Genomic DNA, 20672 nt, shown 5'->3' with positions numbered 1-20672 from the left:
ATCCGTGGTTCCGGAGGGGACAACGACGTCCCCTCCGGAACCCGATCCACCGGGAGAAGACCAATGGCCCACAGGAAGCACGTCCTGCGCATGGGGGCGCTCTCATGCGCGCTCGTGGCGGGTGCCGCGGCGGTGTTGTACGGGCAGACCACCGCGCAGGCCGCGGACTCCGCCTTCTACGTCGACCCCGCCACCGGCGCGGCCAAGTGGGTCGCGGCCAACCCCGGCGACTCGCGCGCCGCGGTGATCCGCGACCGCATCGCGGCCGTCCCCCAGGCCCGCTGGTACACCACCACCAACACCTCCACCGTCCGCGCGGAGGTCGACTCCTTCGTCGGGGCGGCGGCCGCCGCGGGCAAGATCCCCATACTGGTGGTCTACAACGTGCCCAACCGCGACTGCGGCGGCGCGAGCGGCGGCGGTGCCCCCTCGCACTCCGCCTACCGGCAGTGGGTCGACCAGGTCGCCGCGGGTCTCGCGGGCAGGCCGGCGTCGATCGTGCTGGAGCCGGACGTGCTGCCGCAGATGACCAGCTGCCAGAACACCGACCAGCAGAACGAGACCAAGGCGTCGATCGCCTACGCGGGCAAGAAGCTGAAGGCGGGCTCCGCGCAGGCGAAGGTGTACCTGGACATCGGCCACTCCGCGTGGCTCACGCCCTCCGAGGCGGCGAACCGGTTGCGCGGCGCGGACATCTCCAACAGCGCCGACGGGATCTCGACGAACGTGTCGAACTACCGGGCCCGCGACAACGAGGTGAGCTTCGCCAAGGCCGTGCTCGACGCGGTCGGCGACTCCCGGCTGCACGCCGTGGTGGACACCAGTCGCAACGGCAACGGGCCGCTGGGCAACGAGTGGTGCGACCCGGCGGGCCGCGCGATCGGCACGCCGAGCACCACGGCCACCGGCGACTCGCGCATCGACGCGTTCCTGTGGGTCAAGCTGCCCGGCGAGTCCGACGGCTGCATCGGCCCGGCGGGGCAGTTCGTGCCGCAACGGGCCTACGACCTCGCCATCGCGGCCGGTCCGGTGCCGACGACGACCACCACTACTACCACCACGACCACGACCGTCCCGCCGACGTCGGGCTGCCGGGTGACCCAGCGGGTCACCAGCACCTGGAACGGCGGCTACACCGGCGAGGTCGTGATCGAGAACCGCGGATCGGCGATCAGCTCGTGGACGCTGGAGTTCTCCGCTCCCGGCGTGACCCTCACCCAGGGGTGGAACGGCAACTGGACCGACACCGGTGACGTCATCAAGGCCACCAACGTGGCCTGGAACGGGACCGTGGGCAGCGGCGGATCGGTGACGGTCGGCTACAACGCCTCCTACTCCGGTGGCACCCCGCCGTTCGGCGGCGCGAAGCTCAACGGCGCGGTTTGCGGCTGACCGAACAGGAGTGGCGCCCCCGGACGCGGGGGCGCCACTTCGCCGCGCGTCCGGAACATTCCGGAACCCCTGGGGCACACCGGGTGTCAGACTGGAAACCTGCTGATCCTGGGGGAGATTTCCATGACGACACGACGTGCGGTCGCGGTGCTGGCGCTGGTGGTGCTGGGCACCGCCGCGTGCTCGGCGACGGAGGTGGAGCCCGACGCGATAGGGCTGCACTACACCGCGGGCAGCTTCGACGGGAAGGCCTTCGACAGCGTCGTCAAGCCCGGCGACGTGGAGTGGACCTACAACGACGACGTCTACCGGCTCACCACGGCGCAGCGCAGCTTCATCGTGCGCCGCGACGAGCGGGCCGACATCAACGGCGTGATCAGCGTCCCGGCGGGCGGTGACGCGGAGACCAACGGCATGCTGGTGGACTTCGAGATCAGCGTCGCGTTCAAGACGAACACCCGCGACAACGACATCCCCGGCTACGAGGGCGGGACGCTGCGCAAGTTCTTCGAGGACCTGTGCGCCCACTACGCCTGCCAGCTCGACGACGACGGCGAGGAGCCGGACGGCTGGCGCAAGCTGCTGCGGGAGAAGTTCTACCCGCCGCTGGAGTCCGCGTTCAAGGACGAGGCCCGCCGGTACTTCGGCGACGCGATCGTCAACAACGTCCAGGTCGCCAACACCGACAGCGGCACGCTCACCCTGCTGCAGGCCGACGTCGGCAAGCGCTTCCAGGAGTACCTGGAGCGGCAGACCGGCAAGCAGTTCTTCTGCGGCCCGTCGTTCGACCGCGAGGTCCCAGGCGACCCGAACGCGAAGGACGCCCGGCTGCTGCCCTGCCCGCCGGTCGAGCTGCTGATCATCAGCGCCGACTACAACGACCCGGAGATCCGCAAGGGCCGCAGCGCCAAGAAGGTGGCCATCGACCAGTCCGAGGCCCAGGCGCAGCTGTCCAAGGCGCTGGCCGACCCGAACTACCTGGAGTACCTGAGGATCGAGGCGTCCAGGGAGTGCGCGCGCTCCGCGCAGGCGGTGTGCGTCTTCTCCAGCGGCGGCGTGAACCCGTCGGTGTCCGTGCCGCCGAGGTAGTGGAACCGCCCGCCGCGCGAGATCGGGGTACGCGCGGCGGGCGGGGTCTCAGGCGCTGGAGCGGATCACCAGCGAGGTGGGCAGCAGCAGGGAGGGCGGGAGGCCCTCCTCCCCCGCGAGCTGGCCCAGCAGGCACCACGTCATCGTGCGGCCCAGCTGCTCGACGTCCTGCCGGACCGTGGTGAGCGGCGGCAGTGCGGTCGAGGCGATCATCAGGTCGTCGAACCCGACGACGGCGACGTCGTCGGGGATGCGGCGGCCCTTGTTGTGCAGCACCCGCAACGCGCCGAGTGCCATTATGTCGGCGGCCACGAAGACCGCGTCCAGGTCCGGCTCGCGGGCGAGCAGGTCCGCCATCGCGGCCGCGCCGTCGTCCGGCGTGAAGTCCGCGTGCACGACCAGGTCCGTGGCCAGACCCGCCTCGGCCATGCCGCGGCGCCAGCCGTTGAGCCGGTCCATCCCGACCGCCATGTCCCGCGGCCCGGCGATGCTGGCGATCCGCCGCCGCCCCGTCGACACGAGGTAGCGGGCGGCCTCCAGCGCGCCGTTGAAGTTGTCCGAGTCCACGTACCGGATGCCGTCGCCGACCAGCGGCCTGCCGCCGACGACGATCGGCACCCCGGCCTCGGACAGCTTGAGCGGCAACGGGTCCTGGCCGTGCAGGCTGACCATGAGCACGCCGTCGACGTGCCCTCCGGCCAGGTAGCCGACGAGGTCCTGCTCGTCGTCCTGCTGGGTCATCATCAGCACCAGCTGCACGCGGCGCCCGGCGAGCTCGGCGTGCACCCCGCGCAGCACCCCGGCGAAGAACGGGTCGGACAGCACGCGGCTGCCCTGCTCCGACACGACCAGCGCGATGCAGTTCGCCCTGTTGCCCGCGAGGGTCCTGGCCGCCTGGTTCGGGCTGTACCCGAGGGCCCCGATCGCCTGGTGCACGGCGTCCCGTGCCTTGGCGCTGACGTAGGGCTCCTCGTTGATGACCCTGGAAACCGTGGAACGGGACACCCCGGCCGCGCGGGCGACCTCCTCCAGCCGCGGGCCGGGGCGCCGGTTCCTCGCTACATCCGTCACTGGCCACCCGTGGCGGCCAGCGCGTTGTCCCTGGTCACCTTCGCGTACCAGTGGGCGCTGGCCTTCGGGGTGCGGACCTGGGTCTCGTAGTCGACGTGCACGATGCCGAACCGCTTCGCGTACCCCTCGGCCCACTCGAAGTTGTCCAGCAGCGACCAGCAGAAGTAGCCGCGCAGGTCGACGCCCTCGCTGATCGCGGCGTGCGCGGCCCGCAGGTGCCCGTCGATGAACCCGAGCCGCTCCGCGTCGTGCACCCCTCCGTCGCCGTCGAACTCGTCGCGGTAGGCGGCGCCGTTCTCGGTGATGTAGAGCGGGAGCCGCGGGTACTCGTCGTGCAGCCTGCGCAGCACCTTGGTCAGCCCGACCGGCTGGACCTCCCAGTCCATGTCGGTGCGGGGCAGGTCGCGGCCGGGGAAGGACAGGTCGCCCAGCCCCACCCACGGCGAGCCGCTCTGCCGCCTGCCGTTGCGGGGCGGAGGACCCTCGCCGTCGGCGACGCTGCTGACGTTGTACTCGGTGTAGTAGTTCACGCCGAGCATGTCCAGCGGCGCGGAGATGATCTCCAGGTCGCCTTCGCGGACGTTGCCGAGGAAGTCGTACTCCTCGAAGTCCTCGACGACGTCGGCCGGGTAGGACCCGCGCAGCACCGGGTCGAGGAAGATCCGGTTCTGCATGGCGTCCAGCCTGCGCGCGGCGTCCACGTCGGACGGGTTGGACGGGTCCGCGGCGAACACCGGGTAGAGGTTCAGCGTGATGCCGACCTCCGCGGTCGGCTGGACGGCCCGGATCGCGGACGTCGCCAGGCCGTGGCCGAGCAGCAGGTGGTGCACCGCGGCCAAGGCCGCCTTGGGCTCACGGCGTCCGGGCGCGTGCACACCCGCCGCGTAGCCCAGGAACGACGAGCACCACGGCTCGTTCAGCGTCGTCCAGGAGGTGACCCGGTCGCCGAGCGACTCCACGACCGTCGTCGCGTAGTCGGCGAACCGGTAGGCGGTGTCGCGCTCGGCCCAGCCGCCCTTGTCCTCCAGCGCCTGCGGGAGGTCCCAGTGGTACAGCGTGACCCACGGCTTGATCCCGTTGGCCAGCAACGTGTCCACGAGCCTGCCGTAGAAGTCCAGGCCCGCCTGGTTGACCTCGCCGCCGTCCGGGCGGACCCGCGGCCAGGCGATGGAGAACCGGTAGGCCTGCAGGCCCAGGTCCACCATCAGCTTCACGTCCTGCTCGACGCGGCGGTAGTGGTCGGCAGCGGGCTCGCCGGTGTGGCCGCCGACGATCGCGCCGGGCAACCGGCAGAACGCGTCCCAGATGGAGTCGGTGCGACCGTCCGCGGTCGTCGATCCCTCCACTTGGAAAGCGGCCGTGGCCGCGCCCCACAGGAACCCCTCGGGAAAGGAAATCTGGTCCACAACTACCCCTTCACAGCGCCCTGCATGATCCCGGCGACGATCTGCCGCCCGAGTACGAGGAAGACCAACAACACCGGGACCGTGGCCATCGTGGTTCCGGCGAGCACCAGCGAGTAGTCGACGTAGTAGCCGGACTGGAGCTTCTCCAGCGCGACCTGGATGGTCGGGTCCTCGGGGTTGAGCACGATCAGCGGCCACAGGAAGTCGTTCCAGGACTGCATGAACGTGAACACGCCGAGCATCGCCGCGGCGGGTCGCACCGCGGGCAGGCACACGTGCCAGAAGGTGCGCAGCAGGCTGCACCCGTCCATCCGCGCCGCCTCGATGAGCTCGTTCGGGACGGCGTCGACGATGTACTGCCGCATCCAGAACACGCCGAAGGCGGTGACCAGGTTCGGCGCGATCACCGCGCCGAGCGTCCCGGACCAGCCGAACTCGGCCATCGCCATGAACAGCGGGATGACGCCGAGCTGGGTCGGCACCGCGAGGGTCGCGATGACGAACAGCATCAGGCCCTTGCTGCCGCGGAAGCGGAGCTTGGCGAAGGCGAACCCCGCCAGGCTGGAGAACAGGACCACCGACAGCGTGACCGTGCCGGACACGACGACGCTGTTGCCCAGCGCCTTCCAGAACGGGATCGAGTCGACGACCCTGTTGGCGTTGACGAGGAAGTTCCCGCCGGGGATCAGCGGCACGTCGCCGGTGAAGACGTTGGCGTCGTAGCTGGCCACCAGGAACGACCAGTAGAACGGGAACGCCGACCCGAGGATGAACGCGATCAGGATCCCGTACACCACGAAGTTGGGGCGTTCCAACAGGGTCGAGGCCTTCAGCCGCTTGCTGCGGCCCGGCCTGCGCACCGGAGGCGCGGTCGTGAGCGCGGTCATTCGGACTCCCCGGTTGACGCGATCCGCCGGGTGAGGAAGAAGTTCGCGGCGGCGATGACGAGGACGACCAGGAAGAGGATCCAGGCCATGGCCGAGGCGTAGCCGAGGTCGAAGTCCTGGAAACCGGCCTGGTACAGGTAGAGCACGACGGTCTGGTACTGGTGGGAGAACCCGCCTCCGCTGCCGCCCGCGGGGTCGAACAGCTTGGGCTCGGTGAAGATCTGCAGGCCGCCGATGGTCGACGTGATGACCACGAAGATGATCGTCGGGCGCAGCAGGGGCAGCGTGATGCTGACGAACCGGCGGACCGCGCCCGCCCCGTCGACCAGCGCGGCCTCGTGCACCTCGCGCGGGATGGCCTGCATGGCGGCCAGCACGATCAGCGCGTTGTAGCCGGTCCAGCGCCAGTTCACCATCGTGGCGATGGCGACGTGGCTGGCGAACCAGTTGCCCTGCCAGTCGACCGGGCTCAGGCCCACGCCCTCGAGGAAGGTGTTGATCAGGCCGTACTGCTTGCCGAACAGGTTGCTGAAGATGATGGCGAGCGCGACCAGGCTGGCCACGTACGGCAGCAGGACGCCCATGCGCCACGCGGTCCGCGCGCGCAGCGCGGTGTTGAGCAACGCGGCCAGCAGGACCGCGGTGATCATCTGCGGGACGCTGGACAGCACGAAGATGCTGACCGTGTTGAACAGCGCGTTCCAGAACTGGTCGTCCGCCAGCAGCGCGGTGTAGTTCCCGAGGCCGACGAACGGGTGCTCGTCGCCACCGAGCTCCCAGTCGAACAGGGAGACGTAACCGGTGTAGAGCAAGGGGAACAGGCCGATCACCGCGAACAGGACGAAGAACGGCGCGATGAACAGGTACGGCGTGAACTTGACGTCGAGCCGGGTCAACCGGTCGCGCAGGGGGAGCTTCGGGTGTTCTTCGGGGGGCTCACGGCGGACGGGCGGGCGGGGCTCGACGCCCCGCCCGCTCGGAACCTCCGTGAGGTCAGCCGTCACTTGGCTGCCTTCTGGGCGCCCTCGACCGCCTGCTTCCAGGCGTCGTCGACGCTGGTGCCCTGCTCGACCGCCTGGAGCGCCGAGTTGAACACCTTGTCCTGGATGGTGCCCGAGGCCGGGCCCTTGGGCTGGGCGGCCGGGACCTTCTTGGCCTGCTCGGCGAACAGCGCGCCGACCTTGGTGTCACCGAAGTACGCGCTGGTCTGGTCGAGCAGCGCCGGGGAGGTGAGGGCCTGCACCTGGCTCGGGAACGTGCCCTTGGCCGTGAACGCCTTGATCTGCTGCTCGGGGGCGGTCAGCCACGCGGCGAGCTCGGCGGCTTCCTTCGGGTGCTTGCTCTGCTTGGGGACGGTCAGGAACGAGCCGCCCCAGTTGCCGCCGCCGTCGGGGAAGGCGTCGGTGACGGCCCACTTGCCCGCGTTCTCCGGACCGGCCTGCTTCTCGACGACGCCGAGCATCCAGGACGGGCAGGTCTTCGTGGCGAAGGCGGCGTTCTTGAAGCCGGTGTTCCACTCGTTGCTGAACGCGACGAGCTTGGCGGACTGGCCCTTGGCGACCGCGGCGGTCACCTTGTCCCAGTCGGACTTGAGGTCGGGGTTGGTGTCGACGACGAGCTTGTCGCTGGCGTCGTAGTAGCCGACCTTCTCCTGGTTGACCATGGCGTTGAAGACCTGCGCGGCGCTGTCGAACCACGCCTTGTCGCCCGTCTTGGCCTTGAACTGCTCACCCGCGGCGAAGTAGCTGTCCCAGGTCGCGAAGATCGCCTTCACACCGGCAGGATCCGAAGGCAGTCCGGCGGCCTCGAAGAGGTCCTTGCGGTAGCACATGGCCAGCGGACCGATGTCCGTGCCGTAGCCGATGAACGAGCCGTTCTTGGTGGCCGACTCGGACTTCCACGCCAGCCAGCGGTCCGGCTTGACGTCGGCCGGGCCGATCTCCAGGAGGTTGTTGAACTTGTCCGCCTTCGACAGGACCTGCGGGAGGTAGCCCTCCTCGACGGCCTCGATGTCGGACAGACCCGAGCCCGCGGCGATCTTGGTGAACAGGTTCTGGTGGTGGTCGTCCGCCTTGCCGGTCTTGCGGGCGACGACCTTGACGTTCGGGTGGGCCTTCTCGTACTCCGGGAGCAGGTCCTCGTAGCCGAACTCGTTGAAGGTGGCGACGGTAAGCTCGATCTTGCCGTCTGCGGTGGTGCCCCCGGACGAACCGCTCGACCCGCAGGCGGCGGACGCGGCGAGCGCGGCGGTACAGGCCAGTGCGATGGCCCATCGGCTAGAGCGGTACGGCACGAAGAACTCCTCTGCTGAGGGCGGCGGTGCTCGGCAGCCTCGGGAGTGAGGCGGTGCGAGTCTGGGAGCGCTCCCAGGTGGCGAAGTGTGGTCGGCACCACTATTGGGTGTCAAGCACTTGTGTCCAGCCTGTTACCAACAAAGGTCATCCGGACGTCACATGTCGTTGAGCTGCGGTTATGTCCTGTACACCACGGTCAGCTACACGTAACCCCGAGGTGGTCGGTTAGCCGCTCCGAGAGCGCTCCCAGGACGTTGACCAGGTATTACAGGTCAAAAATGGCCGTGGCAACGATCTGCCACCCGACTTTCGCCGCAAGTCAGGCTGCAGGTGAACCTGCCGGTCCTCGACCACGTAGTGCGCAGTGGTCCCCCGTCCACCGCGCAGGAGGTTGTCGACGTGAAGCACATCCGGTCCCTCGGCCTCGTGCTCGCCGCGCTCGCCCTGGTGGCCGCGTGCGGCAAACCCGCCGAGCCCACCCCTCCCGTGCCCGCCGCGGCCGTGTCCACCGCCTCCGAGCAGCTCCGGTTCACCGCGCGGACCGTCGACGACCAGGACTTCTCCGGCGAGAGCCTCGCGGGCAAGCCCGCCGTGCTGTGGTTCTGGGCGCCGTGGTGCCCGTCGTGCAACCGCGAGGCCCCCACCGTGGCGAGGATCGCCGCGCAGAGCAAGGGCGTGACCTGGGTCGGGGTCGCCGCCCAGGACCAACTGCCCGCGATGAAGGACTTCGTGGCCAAGTACGACATGAACGGCTTCAAGCACATCGCCGACCTCGACGCGTCGGTGTGGCGGCGGTTCGGCGTGAGCGCGCAGCCCGCGTTCGCGTTCATCGACGCCTCGGGCAAGGCCGACGTGATCATCGGCAGCCCGACCGAGGAGGACATCCTCGCCAGGGTCGCCAAGCTCACCGGCGCCTGACCGTGGAGACCCTCGGCTTCGCACTGGCGGCGGGCCTCATCGCCGCCCTCAACCCCTGCGGCTTCGCCATGCTCCCCGCCTACCTGACCCTCGTGGTCCTCGGCGACGAGCAGCACGGCAGGCCGCGCGCGGTCGCCAGGGCGCTCGCCGCCACCGCCACCATGGCGCTCGGCTTCCTCACCGTGTTCGGCACCTTCGGCCTCGTCATCGCCCCGCTCGCCACCTCCGTCCAGCGCTACCTGCCCGCCGTCACCGTCCTCATCGGCCTCGGCCTGCTCGCACTGGGCGTCGTCATGCTCACCGGCCGCGAACCCACCCTGCTGCTCCCCAAGTCCGGCCGCGGCGCCCCCACCGCCCGGCTGCGCTCCATGTTCGGCTACGGCCTCGCCTACGCCACCGCCTCCCTTTCGTGCACCATCGGCCCGTTCCTCGCCGTCACCAGCACCACCTTCCGCCACGGGTCCGTTGTGGACGGTGTGCTCGCCTACCTCGCCTACGCCGCGGGAATGGCGCTCGTGGTCGGCGTGCTCGCCACCGCCGTCGCACTGGCGGGCACCAGCGTGCTCACCGGCGCGCGCAGGCTCCTGCCGCACGTGAACCGGGCGGGCGGGGCGCTGCTGGTGGTCGTCGGGGCGTACGTCGGCTACTACGGCGTGTACGAGCTCCGACTGTTCCTCGGCACCGGACCGGCCGCCGACCCGGTGGTGGAGGCGGCCGCACGGGTCCAGGAGCTCCTGGCCTCGTGGGTCGACTCGCTGGGACCGCTGCCGTTGGCGGGGGCGTTGGCGGTCCTGGTGGTGGGGGCCGTGGTGCTGGGGCGGCGCAGGGTGAAGCACTCCGCCGACGTCAGCTGACCGCGTGGAACGCCTCCACGGCCTCCTGAACCCGGTAGGCCACCGGGAAGTCGGCCAGGTTCGGGGCGGAGCCGGTGCGGACGGCCTGGGCGAAGAGGGTGAGCCGGGTGGCGTCGGAGCCGGAGGCGAGGCCGGGGTCGTAAGGGGTCCAGGTGTCGTTGGTGAAGATCTCCAGGTGGGTCCACTGGCGTAGCCGGTAGGACTGCTCGGTGCCCCACAGGGTCCACTCGTAGACCTCGGGGCCCGCCACGCCGGACAGGCCGCTGAAGTGGACGGGGACCTCGCCCGCGCGCAGCAGGCCGCGAGCGGTGGTCTCGCTGCCGGACGACGGGAAGTCGGCGCTGACGTCCACGGCGCGCAGCGGGCCGAGGAGGCGGTCGGTGAGGTAGGCGAAGTGGGAGAAGACCTCGCGGACGAAGCCGCCCTGTTCCCGGCCGTCGAGCCAGAGCGCGTCGGCCTGGAACGCGCGCGGCCACTTCGGGAACTGGAGGCGCACGTCGACGCCGAGGACGGTGCCCGCCTCGCCCGCGCGGAGCCTGCGTTCCAGCTCCAGCACGACATCGCGGTCCGACAGCGCGAAGTTGACGGCGGTGGCCAGACCGCTCGACGCCGCCGCGTCGCTCATCCGGCGGCCGTCCGACAGGCTGACCGCGAGCGGCTTCTCGCAGAACACCGCCTTGCCCGCGGACAGCGCGGCGACGGCCAGGTCCGCGTGGAACGACGGCGGGGTCGCGATGTAGACCGCGTCCACGTCCGCCGCGTCGACGACGTCGGCCGGGTCGGTGCTCACCACCACGGAGGGGTGCGCCGCGGCGACCCGGTCGACCGCGTCCCGCCGGACGTCCGCCGCGCGCACGACCCCGAAGTCCGGATGCCCCACGGCGATGTCGAACACCCGGCCGCCCATGGCCCCGAGCCCGACGACGCCCAACCTCACCCGCTTGTGCTCACCCATGCGACCAGCCTGTCATCCGCGTCCGACGACCCGACCGCCGCACCCGTGTCGCCCCGGGAGCCGAACGCGGGCAGGGGTTCATCCCCCACGATGACCTAGGGCGCGGAGGACAGGACGCGGAGCTGGAGCATGGCGGCGAAGCGGGCCTCCGGGTCGGTGAGGTCGAGCTCGCCGATCTCCGCGAGCCGCCGTAGCCGGTAGCGGAAGGTGTTGGGGTGGACGTGGACCGCGGCCGACGCGGCGATCACGTCGCCGAAGGCGTCCAGCCAGGCGCGCAGCGTCTCGATGAGCCGGGCGCCGTGCCGGGTGTCGTAGTCGATGAGCTTCGCGATGGCGCCGGTCGGCCGGTCGCCCTGGGCGGCGGCGAGGTCGCGCAGCTCCAGCACGAGCGCTTCCACGTGGACGTCGGCCAGGCGCGCGGTGCGGCGGGTGCCGCCCGCGCGCAGGACGCGCAGGGCCCGGTCGGCGGTGGCGCGGACGGCGGGCAGCTCGGCCGTCTCGGCCGCGACGGGGCTGACCGCGATCACGGCACGGGTGCGGTCGCCGACGCGGTCGAGGAAGTCGGAGGCGATGGTGAGGGCGCGCTGCTCGCCGTCGGGGGTCGAAGGCACCAGGCCGTAGGTGACGTCGCCGATGAGCGCGGTGGCGCAGCGCGGGTGCAGCGCGCTCAGGTGCATGGTGAGCGCGTCGCCGAGCCGCTGCCGTTCGGTGGCCAGCGCGGGCTCGGTGGCCGTCGGCCGCTCGGGATCGGCGGTCGCCATCGCCAGCACGACCACCGGACGGCCCGCCAGCCCGAGCCGGTCCAGGGCGTCGCGGGCGCCGGGCCCGCCCTCCAGCGCGGTGCTGAGCAGGTCCGTGCGCAGCCTGCGCTCCACGTCCGCCCCCGCGCGGATGCGGAGCATGTGCAGCGCCACCAGCCTGGCGGCGTCGACCAGCGCCCGCGTGCGCTCGGCGCTCAGCGGCTGCCGCACGGCCGCCCAGATCGAGCCGAGCACCTCGTCGCCCGCGCGCACGGCCACCGCGACGCGCGGCAGCGACGACTGGGTGACCGGTTCGATGTACACCGGCTGGTCGGTGCGGTAGAGCACCGTGAACACCCCGCGCTCGGCCAGCACCCGCGAGTACCGCTCGGGAACCTGGCGGCCCAGGATCGTCTCCACCCTGGACTTGTCCGCCTCGTCCTGGCGCCCGGAGAACGCGAGCACGCGCGACCCGCGGTCCTCGATCGTCACGGGGGCGTCCAGGAGCGCTGCGACGGCGTTGGACAGCGCGAACAGGTCGCCGGAGGGCATGCCGCCCAACGTCTCCGGGCCCACGCCGCCGATGTCGTCCTCGGCGAGCAGGGCCCGCAGCATCGCGGCCAGCTGCGCCCACGAGGCGCCGCGGGTCAGCCCGAGCAGCGCCACGCCGGACCGCTCGACCGCGGTGGCCAGCTCCTCGGACACGGGCACGGGCGAGCGCACCACCAGCCCCACGGCGGCCCGCGGGCCCAACGAGCGCAGCAGGTCGGCGATCGCCGCCGGGTCCCCGAGCCCCACGCCGAGCACGAGCGCGTTCGGCGGCGGCACGGCGTCGTCCAGCGGGTCGTGGATCACGACGCCGCCGATGGCGCGCGACCGGTCGGGGTGGCCGAGGACGAGCTCCAGCAGCGTCGTGCCGAGGTCGTCGAGGACTCGGCCGAGGCCGGCGTGGGGTCGCGGGGTCACGGCCCCGAAACTAGGCCCACCGGTGGCCGAGCGGTTCGTCGGAGCGGACGAAAACCGGCCTCCCGCCCGTACCGGGGGACGATCAGAGGGGCAGCCACTCGGTGGAGGTGGTCACCGCCTCCAGCTCGTCGGTCAGCGGCTCCACGCCGAGACCGGGCCCGGTCGGCACCGGCAGGTGGCCGTCGTCGAGCACGAACGGCGTCGTGATGTCGGTGCGGTAGAACCGGTCCGAGGCCGACGTGTCGCCCGGCAGGGTGAAGCCGGGCAGCGCCGCCAGCGCCACGTTCGCGGCCCGCCCGAGTCCGGTCTCGATCATCCCGCCGCACCACACCGGCACGCCGTGGGCCACGCACACGTCGTGGATCCGCCGCGCCTCCAGGTACCCGCCGACCCGGCCGGGCTTGATGTTCACGATCGCGGCGGCCCCCATCGCGATGGCGGCGGCGGCCGAGCGGGCGGAGGTGATCGACTCGTCCAGGCACACCGGGGTGCTGATGAGCTTGGCCAGCTGGGCGTGCCCGAGCAGGTCCTCCTCCTCCAGCGGCTGCTCGATCAGCAGCAGCCCGAACGGGTCGAGCCGGGCGAGGTGCCGCGCGTCGGACACCGAGTACGCCGTGTTCGCGTCGACCTGGAGCAGCACGTCGTCGCCGAACCGCTCGCGCACCGCGCGCACCGGCTCGACGTCCCAGCCCGGCTCGATCTTCAGCTTGATCCGCACGTACCCGGCGTCGAGGTACCCGCCGACGGCGTCGAGCAGCTCGCCGACCGAGTTCATGATCCCGACCGACACCCCGCAGGGCACCCGGTCGCGGGTGGCGCCCAGCTCGCGTGACAGCGGCCGCCCCTCGGCCCGCAGCTCGGCGTCCAGGACGGCCATCTCCAGCGCCGCCTTGGCCATCCGGTGCCCCCGGAACGGCTCCAGCACGGGCGCCACGGCGTTCGCGTCGAGCCGGGGGTGCGCCGCGAGCGCCGGGACGAGGAACCGGGTCAGCACGTCCGCGGCGGCGTCGACGTACTCCGAGGAGTAGAGCGGGTCGGACATCGCGACGCACTCGCCCCACCCCTCCGCCTCGTCGGTGACCACGCGCAGCAGCAGGATGTCGCGCGCGTTCTGGGTGCCGAACGACGTGCGGAACGGCGCCACCAGCGGCATCCGGACCCGGCGCAGCTCCACTCCGGTCAGCTTCATGAGTTGCCCTTCCCGTTCGTCAGGACGTACCAGCCCGTGCGGTCGAACCCGGTGATCCGCGCCCCGCCCGCCAGCGCGGGGCCGAGCACGGCGCGCACGGCTCCGCGCCACTCCTTCGCCAGACCGGGATCGGTCGACCGCAGCGCCTCCACGTCGCGCGGCACGGCCACCAGCAGCGTCGTGCCGTCGGTCGTACCGGGGATGGGGAGCCCGAGCGGGGAGCGCCCGAGGGCGACCACCGCTCCGCGCGCCCGTTCCGCCTCGGCGTCGGCGGCCGGTCGCGGACCGGCACCGGCCCGCCCGACCGGCTCCGCCGCCAGGTCCCAGTGCACGAGCAGCCGGTCGCTGTCGTCACCGCCGTTGATGCCGTCGTCCATGCCGCCGTAGAAGTTCGCCAGGTACTCGACCGGCACGGCGCCGAGCTTGGTGATGTTGAAGTGCGCGTTCCGCGCGACCAGCGGGTCGTAGGTCCACTCCACCATCCGGACGCCACGCGCCATGGCCCACGCCCGCTGGTGCAGCTTGAGCGCGAACCCGACGTGGCGGCCGAGCGCGGCCGACGACACCCCGGCGACGTGGCTGTGCAGCACGCGGTCCCCCGGCGCGCCGAAGAAGCCGACGCAGGCGCCCACGAGCACCGGGCCGTCGAACGCGCCCGTCACCGGGTTGCCCACTTTGGACAGTGCGCGCAGCAGCTTGGTCGTCACCGGCGGGTTGGTCGGGTCGGGGCGCCAGATCCCGTCGTAGAGCCGGTACACCGCGTCGAGGTCGTCGAGGTCGGTCACGTCGCGCACCTCGACACCGGCGGCGGTGGCCGCGGCGCGCGCGGCGGCCTCGGCGCGTTCCTGGTCGTTCACACCGACCATCGTCGCCACCGCGCGGACGCCCGTCATGGTCTGCCCGCACCATCGGAGGCGGGCGAGTTGGTCGAGTTCGACCGCCCGCCGTCGAGCAGCTGGGCCACCAACGCCGACACCAGCGCGGCCCGGCCCGGCAGCTCGGCCACCAGCACGTGCTCGTGCGCCGCGTGGGCGCCGCCGCCGACCGCGCCGAGCCCGTCGAGCGTGGGCGTGCCGACGCCCGCGGTGAAGTTGCCGTCCGACCCGCCCCCGACCGCGACCCTCGTCAACGGCGGCAGCCCGAGCCCGGCGGCGACCTCGGCGGCGTGGTCGAACAGCGCCGAGGACGCCGACGCCATCAGGGGCGGCCGGTTGGGCACGCCGACCACCTCCAGCTCCGCCTCGGGCAGGACCGGCGCCAACGCGTGCAGCGCGGCGTCGACCCGCAGCTGCTCGTCGACCAGTGCGGCGCGCACGTCCACGGAGAACTCCCCCGCGGCCGGCACGGTGTTGCCGGTGGTGCCCGAGGACATCACCGTGGGCGTGACCGTCGTGCCCAGCGCGGGGTCGGCCAGCCCGTTGGCGGCCAGCACCTGGTGCGCGAGCTCCACGGTGGCGTTCACGCCGCGTTCCGGCTCCAGGCCCGCGTGGGCGGCCCGACCCTTGACCTTGACCTGGTAGAGCGACACGCCCTTGCGCTCGGTCTTGAGCGCGCCGCCGTCGGCGGAGGCCTCCAGCACCAGCGCGGCGGCGCGGCCCCTCGCCTCCTCCTCGATGAGGTCCCGCGAGGTGGGCGAGCCGATCTCCTCGTCCCCGGTGACCAGCAGCGTCACCCCGGACCGGTCGGGCAGCGCGGCGATGGCGTGCATCGCCATCACCACCCCGGCCTTCATGTCGAAGCAGCCCGGCCCGCGCATGACCCCGTCGACCACGGTGAACGGGTGGGTGGCCAGCGACCCGAGCGGCCACACCGTGTCGTGGTGCCCGAGCACCAGCACGGTGGACGGCCCGTCGCCGAACGCCCAGCGCAGGTGGGTGCGGCCCGCCACGACGATCCGCTCCGGCGCCACCCCCAGCCGCTTCTCCCCCACCCGCGAGACTACGTCGGCGCTGGCGGCGACCGCGGCGAGGTCGGCCGACGGCGACTCGCAGACCACCAGCTCCTCGATGTCGGCGAGCATCTCCGGCAGCAGCTCCCGCATCCGGGAGACGAGCGCGTGATCCATGTGTCAGCCCACCTTCGGGGTAGCGCGCACGCCGAAGTGCAGGTACCGCTCGCCCGTCGGCAGCGCGTAGAACCAGACCGGGGTCCACGTTCGCATCCGGGGGTCCCGCACGACGAACAGGTCCTCCGCGACCGCGACCATCGGGTACTCCTGCGTCACGTCCGGGACGAGGGCGGCCAGCGGCCCGGTGACGGTCGTGCGCAGCACCGGCCCGTCCAGCACCTCCAGGCGCGACCCGGCCCGCTCGTAGGTGCCCAGGTACCGGTCGGCGTCCACGGACACCGGCTCGGCGGGCGGCTCCAGCGGGGGCGGCACGGCGAGTCCGGCGAGCTCGGCGAAGACCTCCCGGTACAGGTCCACGAACAGGTCGCGGGTGTGGCCGCCGTTGGTGAGCAGCACGACCGCGAGCCCCTCCTCGGGCAGCACCCGCAGGAACGCGTTCTGGCCGATCGTGGAGCCGTCGTGGCCGATGAGCCTGCGGCCGTCCCAGTCGAACCGGATCCAGCCCAGCCCCCACGAGTCGCCGAGGGTGAACTTCTCCGGCACGTCGGCCTGGTGCTCGGCCATCGCCGCGGTGCTCGCCTCGCCGAGCACCCTGGTGCCGTCGGGCGCGAGACCGCCGGTGAGGTGCATCCGGGCGAACCCGAGGACGTCGGCGACCGAGGAGGTGATCAGCCCGGCCGGTCCGAGCGAGCGGGGCAGGCCCCACTGCGGTGCCGTCGTGCGGTCGTCGCCGTCCCCGACGTGGCCGACCGCGGCGCGGAGCAGCAGGGCCTCCTCGGGCAGCGTCACGGTGCGGCTCAGGCCGAGCGGGGTGAACAGCCGGTCGCGCACGGCCTGGTCCCAGGTCTTGCCGGTGATCCTCTCGATCACCCGGCCGGCCAGCGAGAAACCGGAGTTGCAGTAGGACCAGGTGGCGCCGATCGGGTGGTTCTGCGCCACGTCGGCCAGCAGCGCCACGTACTTCTCCAGGCAGTCGTCGCCGCGCCCGGTGTCGGTGAAGACGTCGCCGTCGATACCGCTGGTGTGGGTCAGCAGGTGCCGCATGGTCACGCTCTTGGTGACGTCCTGCTCGGCGAGCCGCAGCTCGGGCAGCACGTCGGCGATCGGCGCGTCCAGGTCGAGCAGGCCCTCGTCCACGAGCTGCAGGGCGACCGTCGCCGTCCACACCTTCGAGATGGACCCGATCTGGAACACCGAGTCGGTGGTCGCCTCGACCCCGGTCACCGTGTTCAGCAGGCCGTGCGCGACCTCCACCAGCTCGTCGTCGCCGCCCGGCCGCAGCCGCAGGATCCCCAGCGCCGCGCCGGGGACGTCGTGGCGCGCGGCCAGCGCGGACAGCCTGCGCTGCCAGTGCGCGGTGTCGATCCGGGGGCGGCGCGGCCCGACCACGTCGCCCGCGTACCGCCGCACCCAGTCCGCGATCCGCCGGTTGAAGTCGATCCGGTGCGACGGCGGGCCCTCGAGGATGAACAGGTGGCTGCCCTCGGGGTAGAGCACCAGCTGGGTCGGCACGCCCTGCTCGCGCAGCGCCGCGTGCCACTGCTGGGCCTGGCCGATCGGGCAGCGCACGTCGGCGGCGCCCTGCAGGACCAGCGTGGGCGTGCGCACCTGGTCGACCCGCGCCATCGGCGACAGCGCCTCGTAGCGCTCGCCGTCGTCCCACGACAGGGCGCGCAGCTCCAGCTCGGCGAGGAAGTGCCCGCTGTCGGACGTGCCCGCCATGCTGGTGAGGTCGCTGACCACACCGCCCGCCACCGCGGCGGCGAACCGGGTGTCGCGGCTGGTGAGGTAGCAGGTCATGAAGCCGCCGTAGCTGTACCCGGCCACGGCCAGCCGTCGCGGGTCGGCGACGCCCTCGGCGACGAGCTGGTCGACCGGCTCCAGGAAGTCCTTGGCGTCGGCCTCGCCCCAGGCGCCGAGCGCGGCGGTGTGGAACCGCTCGCCGTAGCCGTCGCTGCCGCGCGGGTTGAGCAGCAGCACGGTCCAGCCGAGCGCGGCCAGCTCCTGGTGGTAGAGGTGGGCCTCGTCGGCCGCGCCGTTCCACGCGTTGTGCGGACCGCCGTGGACGTCCACCAGCAGCGGGCCGGGCTCCGTCGAGCCGCCGACCAGCCAGCCGTGCACGACGGTGCCGTCGGAGATCGTGAACTCCCGCTCGACGCGCGGGAACAGGTCCACCTCGGACAGCTTGCCGTGCTCGGTCCGCACGGTCTCCTCGCCCGTGGCCAGGTCCACGGTCACGATCTCGCCGAAGGACTCGGGGGTGGCGAGCACGACCGCCGCCGTGCCGTCCGCGGTGGACAGACCGGCCACCACCCGACCCGCGCCGGCCAGCACCGCGACGGGGTCGCCGCCGTCGACGGGGACCGAGTACAGGTGCGTGCAGCCGCGGTCGCGGACGCAGAACAGCGCGGTCCGGCCGTCATCGACCAGCCGCGGCAGCGCGCCGGGGTAGCCGGGACCGCCGGGCATCACGTTGCGGTCCAGCGGCTTCGCCAGGTCCACCACGTCACCGCCGTCCAGCGGCACGCGCAGCAGCCCCGCGTGGCCGGTCGGCGCGCCCGCGGTGCCGACCACGAGCAGCGCGGACCCGTCGGCGGTCCAGGTGACCGGGCCGCCGAACCCCTCGTGCAGGCCGACCGGCTCGACCGTGCGGTCGGCGAGGTCGAGGACGTGGACCGGCGACCGGAACGCCAGGTCGGCGTCGGGCCCGGTGGCCGCGCTGAAGGCGAGCCTGGTCGAGTCCGGCGACCACGCCGGGTCGCCCGCGTGCCAGTCGCCCTCGGTGACCCGCTCGGTCTTGCCGGTCGCGAGGTCGAGGACGTGCAGGTGCCGGCGCATCGTGCGCAGCAGCCCGGCGCCGTCGGCCTGGTAGTCGAGGCGGTCGACCACGATCGGCGCACCGGCCCGTCGGGTGCGCGCCCGGTCGTCCTCGCCGTCGGCGGCGTGCAGGTCCACGGCGGCGCCGAAGGCGATCCGCGTCCCGTCCGGGCTCCACACCGGCGCGCCGGCGCCCAGCGGCAGCGACGTGACCTGCTCGGGCTCCCCGCCGTCGGCCGGGAGCAGCCACACCTGCGCGGGACCGTCCTGGGAGCGCAGGAACGCGATCCGGGTGCCGTCCGGCGACCACGCCGGCGCCGAGTCCGACCGCCCGCGGGTGAGCTGCCGCGGCGCGCCGTCGCGGGTGCCCGCGGTCCACAGCGCCCGGACGTTCCGGTCGGCCTCGGCGTCGACGGTGCGGAGCACGTAGACGATCCGCGTGCCGTCCGGCGACAGCGCGGGCTGCTCCGGCACGGCGAACGCGGTCAGGTCGTCGATGCGCTGGCGTCGGGTCACCGGATCCTCCTCGGGTGTGCGGAACGGGGTCCGCGGCGGCCGGGCGCACCCCGCCGCCGCGGGGTCACCGCGGGTCCGCCTCCGATGCTGTCGGGCCGCGGGCCGCGGGTGTTCGTCCACTCGCACGAATCGCACCGGTGGGCCCTGTCGGACGGCACAACCCGGCCCGCCCGTCACGTTCCCCGGTGCCACGTCGTCCAGTGGTCATGTCCACGACCGCACGTCGCACGCTGCTGCTCGCCCTGGCCGTCACCGGTCTTCTCGTGGGCGGCTGGGCCTACTGCGCTCCCGTCTCCTGGTACACGACGTTCCCCGGCTTCGGCCACCACTGGCTGCCGCCGCTCGGCCCCTACAACCAGCACCTGGTGAAGGACGTCGGCGCCATGTACCTGGGGCTGGCCGCCCTGAGCGCCGCGGTGTCATCGCGGCCCGCCAACGCGTTCGCGGTCCGCCTCGCCGGCGTGGCCTGGCTGGTGTTCAGCGTGCTGCACCTGGCCTACCACCTGGAGCACCTCCACGTGTACGACGGCGTCGACCGCGTGCTCAACGTCGTCGCGCTGGGCCTGTTCGTGCTCGCGGGCGGTGCGCTCCTGCTGCCGGGCCGCCGACAGGGTCGAGCCGGCGCTGGCCAGCACGACGACGGTCACCGCGGCGGCGGTGACCGGCCCGGCGTCCTGCCCGAGCAGCAGCCGGCCGGTCAGGGTCGCGACGGCGGGCTCCAGGCTGAGCAGGACGCCGAAGACGGGCCGCGGCAGCACGCGCAGGGCCGACAGCTGTAGCGAGTGCGGCACCACCGACGCCAGCAGCGCCAGCCCCAGCGCGGACACCAGCAGGTGCGGCTGCGCCAGCACCTCACCGGCTCCGACGACACCGCCGGGCAGCACGACGACCGCGGCCACCGCCATGGCCACCGCGAGCCCGCCGTGACCCGGCACGACCGCGGCGGTGCGGGCGCCGGCCAGGACGTACAGCGCCCAGAACACCGCGGCGCACAGGGCGAACACGACGCCCAACGGGTCGAGCGCGCCCGTCGGGCCGCCGTCGCCGGACCAGCCCAGCGCGGCCACCCCGGTCGCGGCCAGCAGGATCCAGCCGAAGTCGCGCGGCCGCCGCGACAGCACCGCGGCCAGCGCCAGCGGGCCGAGGAACTCGATCGTGACGGTCGTGCCGAGCGGGATCCGGTCGATGGCGGCGTAGAAGAACCCGTTCATGCCCGCCAGGCTCAGCCCGAGCGGCACCACCGCGCGCCACTGCGCACGGGTCCACCGGCGCACACCGGGCCGGGAGACCGCCAGCAGCACGGCGGCGGCCAGGGCGAGGCGCAGGACCGTGGCGCCCAGGGCGCCGGTGACGGGGAACAGGTGCGCGGCCAGCACGGTGCCGAACTGCAGCGAGACGCTGGAGCCCAGCACCATCAGGACGGCCGTGGGCGTGCGGACGGGGGTGGTCATGTCGTCGTGCGCGGGGAGTGGGTCACGCCGTCCACGCTCGGTCATCCCGATCAGTTCGT

General features: G+C 72.6%; 16 protein-coding genes. 4 read left to right on the top strand and 12 right to left on the bottom strand.

Going from position 1 to position 20672, the window contains the following annotated elements; translation table 11 throughout:
* Nucleotides 1-63: 63 nt before the first annotated feature.
* A complete protein-coding gene (locus CLV43_RS26305; RefSeq protein WP_245887014.1) occupies nucleotides 64-1392 on the top strand; it encodes a glycoside hydrolase family 6 protein in 1329 nt (442 codons plus the stop codon).
* A 123-nt stretch (nucleotides 1393-1515) separates the two neighbouring features.
* Nucleotides 1516-2481, top strand: coding sequence for a hypothetical protein (locus CLV43_RS26300; RefSeq protein ID WP_146174901.1), 966 nt, complete (start codon nucleotides 1516-1518; stop codon nucleotides 2479-2481).
* 48 nt (nucleotides 2482-2529) lie between these two features.
* Here the strand turns inward: CLV43_RS26300 and CLV43_RS26295 are convergent, their stop codons facing one another.
* The 5 genes from CLV43_RS26295 to CLV43_RS26275 form a co-directional block, all read right to left on the bottom strand.
* A complete protein-coding gene (locus CLV43_RS26295; protein ID WP_106190041.1) occupies nucleotides 2530-3552 on the bottom strand; it encodes a LacI family DNA-binding transcriptional regulator in 1023 nt (340 codons plus the stop codon).
* Complete coding sequence (locus tag CLV43_RS26290) at nucleotides 3549-4958, bottom strand: GH1 family beta-glucosidase (RefSeq protein ID WP_245887013.1); 1410 nt, start codon at nucleotides 4956-4958, stop codon at nucleotides 3549-3551. Before CLV43_RS26290 ends, CLV43_RS26295 begins: the two co-directional genes overlap by 4 nt.
* A 2-nt stretch (nucleotides 4959-4960) precedes the next feature.
* Nucleotides 4961-5845, bottom strand: a complete 885-nt coding sequence (locus CLV43_RS26285) for a carbohydrate ABC transporter permease (protein WP_106190039.1) — start codon at nucleotides 5843-5845, stop codon at nucleotides 4961-4963.
* Nucleotides 5842-6753, bottom strand: a complete 912-nt coding sequence (locus tag CLV43_RS26280; protein WP_245887052.1) for a carbohydrate ABC transporter permease — start codon at nucleotides 6751-6753, stop codon at nucleotides 5842-5844. Before CLV43_RS26280 ends, CLV43_RS26285 begins: the two co-directional genes overlap by 4 nt.
* Before the next feature lie 92 nt (nucleotides 6754-6845).
* Nucleotides 6846-8138, bottom strand: coding sequence for an extracellular solute-binding protein (locus CLV43_RS26275; protein WP_106190036.1), 1293 nt, complete (start codon nucleotides 8136-8138; stop codon nucleotides 6846-6848).
* Between the two features lie 400 nt (nucleotides 8139-8538).
* Here CLV43_RS26275 and CLV43_RS26270 point away from each other — a divergent pair, with 400 nt between their 5' ends.
* Entirely contained in the window at nucleotides 8539-9057 is a 519-nt protein-coding gene (locus tag CLV43_RS26270; RefSeq protein ID WP_106190585.1) for a redoxin family protein, read from the top strand.
* Between the two features lie 2 nt (nucleotides 9058-9059).
* Complete coding sequence (locus tag CLV43_RS26265) at nucleotides 9060-9911, top strand: cytochrome c biogenesis CcdA family protein (RefSeq protein ID WP_245887011.1); 852 nt, start codon at nucleotides 9060-9062, stop codon at nucleotides 9909-9911.
* Here the strand turns inward: CLV43_RS26265 and CLV43_RS26260 are convergent.
* The 7 genes from CLV43_RS26260 to CLV43_RS26230 form a co-directional block, all read right to left on the bottom strand.
* The gene (locus CLV43_RS26260; protein ID WP_106190034.1) at nucleotides 9904-10866 is read right to left on the bottom strand and encodes a Gfo/Idh/MocA family protein; all 963 of its coding nucleotides are present in this window, start codon (nucleotides 10864-10866) and stop codon (nucleotides 9904-9906) included. The genes CLV43_RS26265 and CLV43_RS26260 overlap by 8 nt on opposite strands.
* A gap of 95 nt (nucleotides 10867-10961) precedes the next feature.
* Nucleotides 10962-12572, bottom strand: coding sequence for a PucR family transcriptional regulator (locus CLV43_RS26255; protein WP_106190033.1), 1611 nt, complete (start codon nucleotides 12570-12572; stop codon nucleotides 10962-10964).
* Between the two features lie 82 nt (nucleotides 12573-12654).
* Complete coding sequence (menC, locus tag CLV43_RS26250) at nucleotides 12655-13761, bottom strand: o-succinylbenzoate synthase (RefSeq protein WP_106190031.1); 1107 nt, start codon at nucleotides 13759-13761, stop codon at nucleotides 12655-12657.
* Nucleotides 13758-14654 (bottom strand): GNAT family N-acetyltransferase, encoded by an 897-nt coding sequence (locus tag CLV43_RS26245; RefSeq protein ID WP_211304562.1) that lies wholly within the window; start codon nucleotides 14652-14654, stop codon nucleotides 13758-13760. Before CLV43_RS26245 ends, menC begins: the two co-directional genes overlap by 4 nt.
* Nucleotides 14651-15826 (bottom strand): M20/M25/M40 family metallo-hydrolase, encoded by a 1176-nt coding sequence (locus CLV43_RS26240; RefSeq protein WP_106190029.1) that lies wholly within the window; start codon nucleotides 15824-15826, stop codon nucleotides 14651-14653. Before CLV43_RS26240 ends, CLV43_RS26245 begins: the two co-directional genes overlap by 4 nt.
* Before the next feature lie 3 nt (nucleotides 15827-15829).
* Nucleotides 15830-19162, bottom strand: a complete 3333-nt coding sequence (locus CLV43_RS26235) for a serine hydrolase (RefSeq protein WP_106190027.1) — start codon at nucleotides 19160-19162, stop codon at nucleotides 15830-15832.
* A gap of 419 nt (nucleotides 19163-19581) precedes the next feature.
* Complete coding sequence (locus CLV43_RS26230) at nucleotides 19582-20613, bottom strand: EamA family transporter (RefSeq protein WP_106190026.1); 1032 nt, start codon at nucleotides 20611-20613, stop codon at nucleotides 19582-19584.
* Nucleotides 20614-20672: the final 59 nt, after the last annotated feature.

The sequence above is a fragment of the Umezawaea tangerina genome (genome assembly GCF_003002815.1).
Lineage (GTDB): Bacteria > Actinomycetota > Actinomycetes > Mycobacteriales > Pseudonocardiaceae > Umezawaea > Umezawaea tangerina.
Note: the sequence above shows the minus strand (reverse complement) of the source record. Positions and strands in the feature narration are given on the sequence as shown.

Excerpts from the sequence above, each read along its gene's own strand:
- CLV43_RS26300 (WP_146174901.1), top strand. The coding sequence starts at position 1,516 with ATGACGACACGACGTGCGGTCGCGGTGCTGGCGCTGGTGGTGCTGGGC.
- CLV43_RS26285 (WP_106190039.1), bottom strand. The coding sequence starts at position 5,845 with ATGACCGCGCTCACGACCGCGCCTCCGGTGCGCAGGCCGGGCCGCAGC.
- menC (WP_106190031.1), bottom strand. The coding sequence starts at position 13,761 with ATGAAGCTGACCGGAGTGGAGCTGCGCCGGGTCCGGATGCCGCTGGTG.
- CLV43_RS26230 (WP_106190026.1), bottom strand. The coding sequence starts at position 20,613 with ATGACCACCCCCGTCCGCACGCCCACGGCCGTCCTGATGGTGCTGGGC.
- CLV43_RS26260 (WP_106190034.1), bottom strand. The coding sequence starts at position 10,866 with ATGGGTGAGCACAAGCGGGTGAGGTTGGGCGTCGTCGGGCTCGGGGCC.
- CLV43_RS26305 (WP_245887014.1), top strand. The coding sequence starts at position 64 with ATGGCCCACAGGAAGCACGTCCTGCGCATGGGGGCGCTCTCATGCGCG.
- CLV43_RS26240 (WP_106190029.1), bottom strand. The coding sequence starts at position 15,826 with ATGGATCACGCGCTCGTCTCCCGGATGCGGGAGCTGCTGCCGGAGATG.
- CLV43_RS26245 (WP_211304562.1), bottom strand. The coding sequence starts at position 14,654 with ATGACGGGCGTCCGCGCGGTGGCGACGATGGTCGGTGTGAACGACCAG.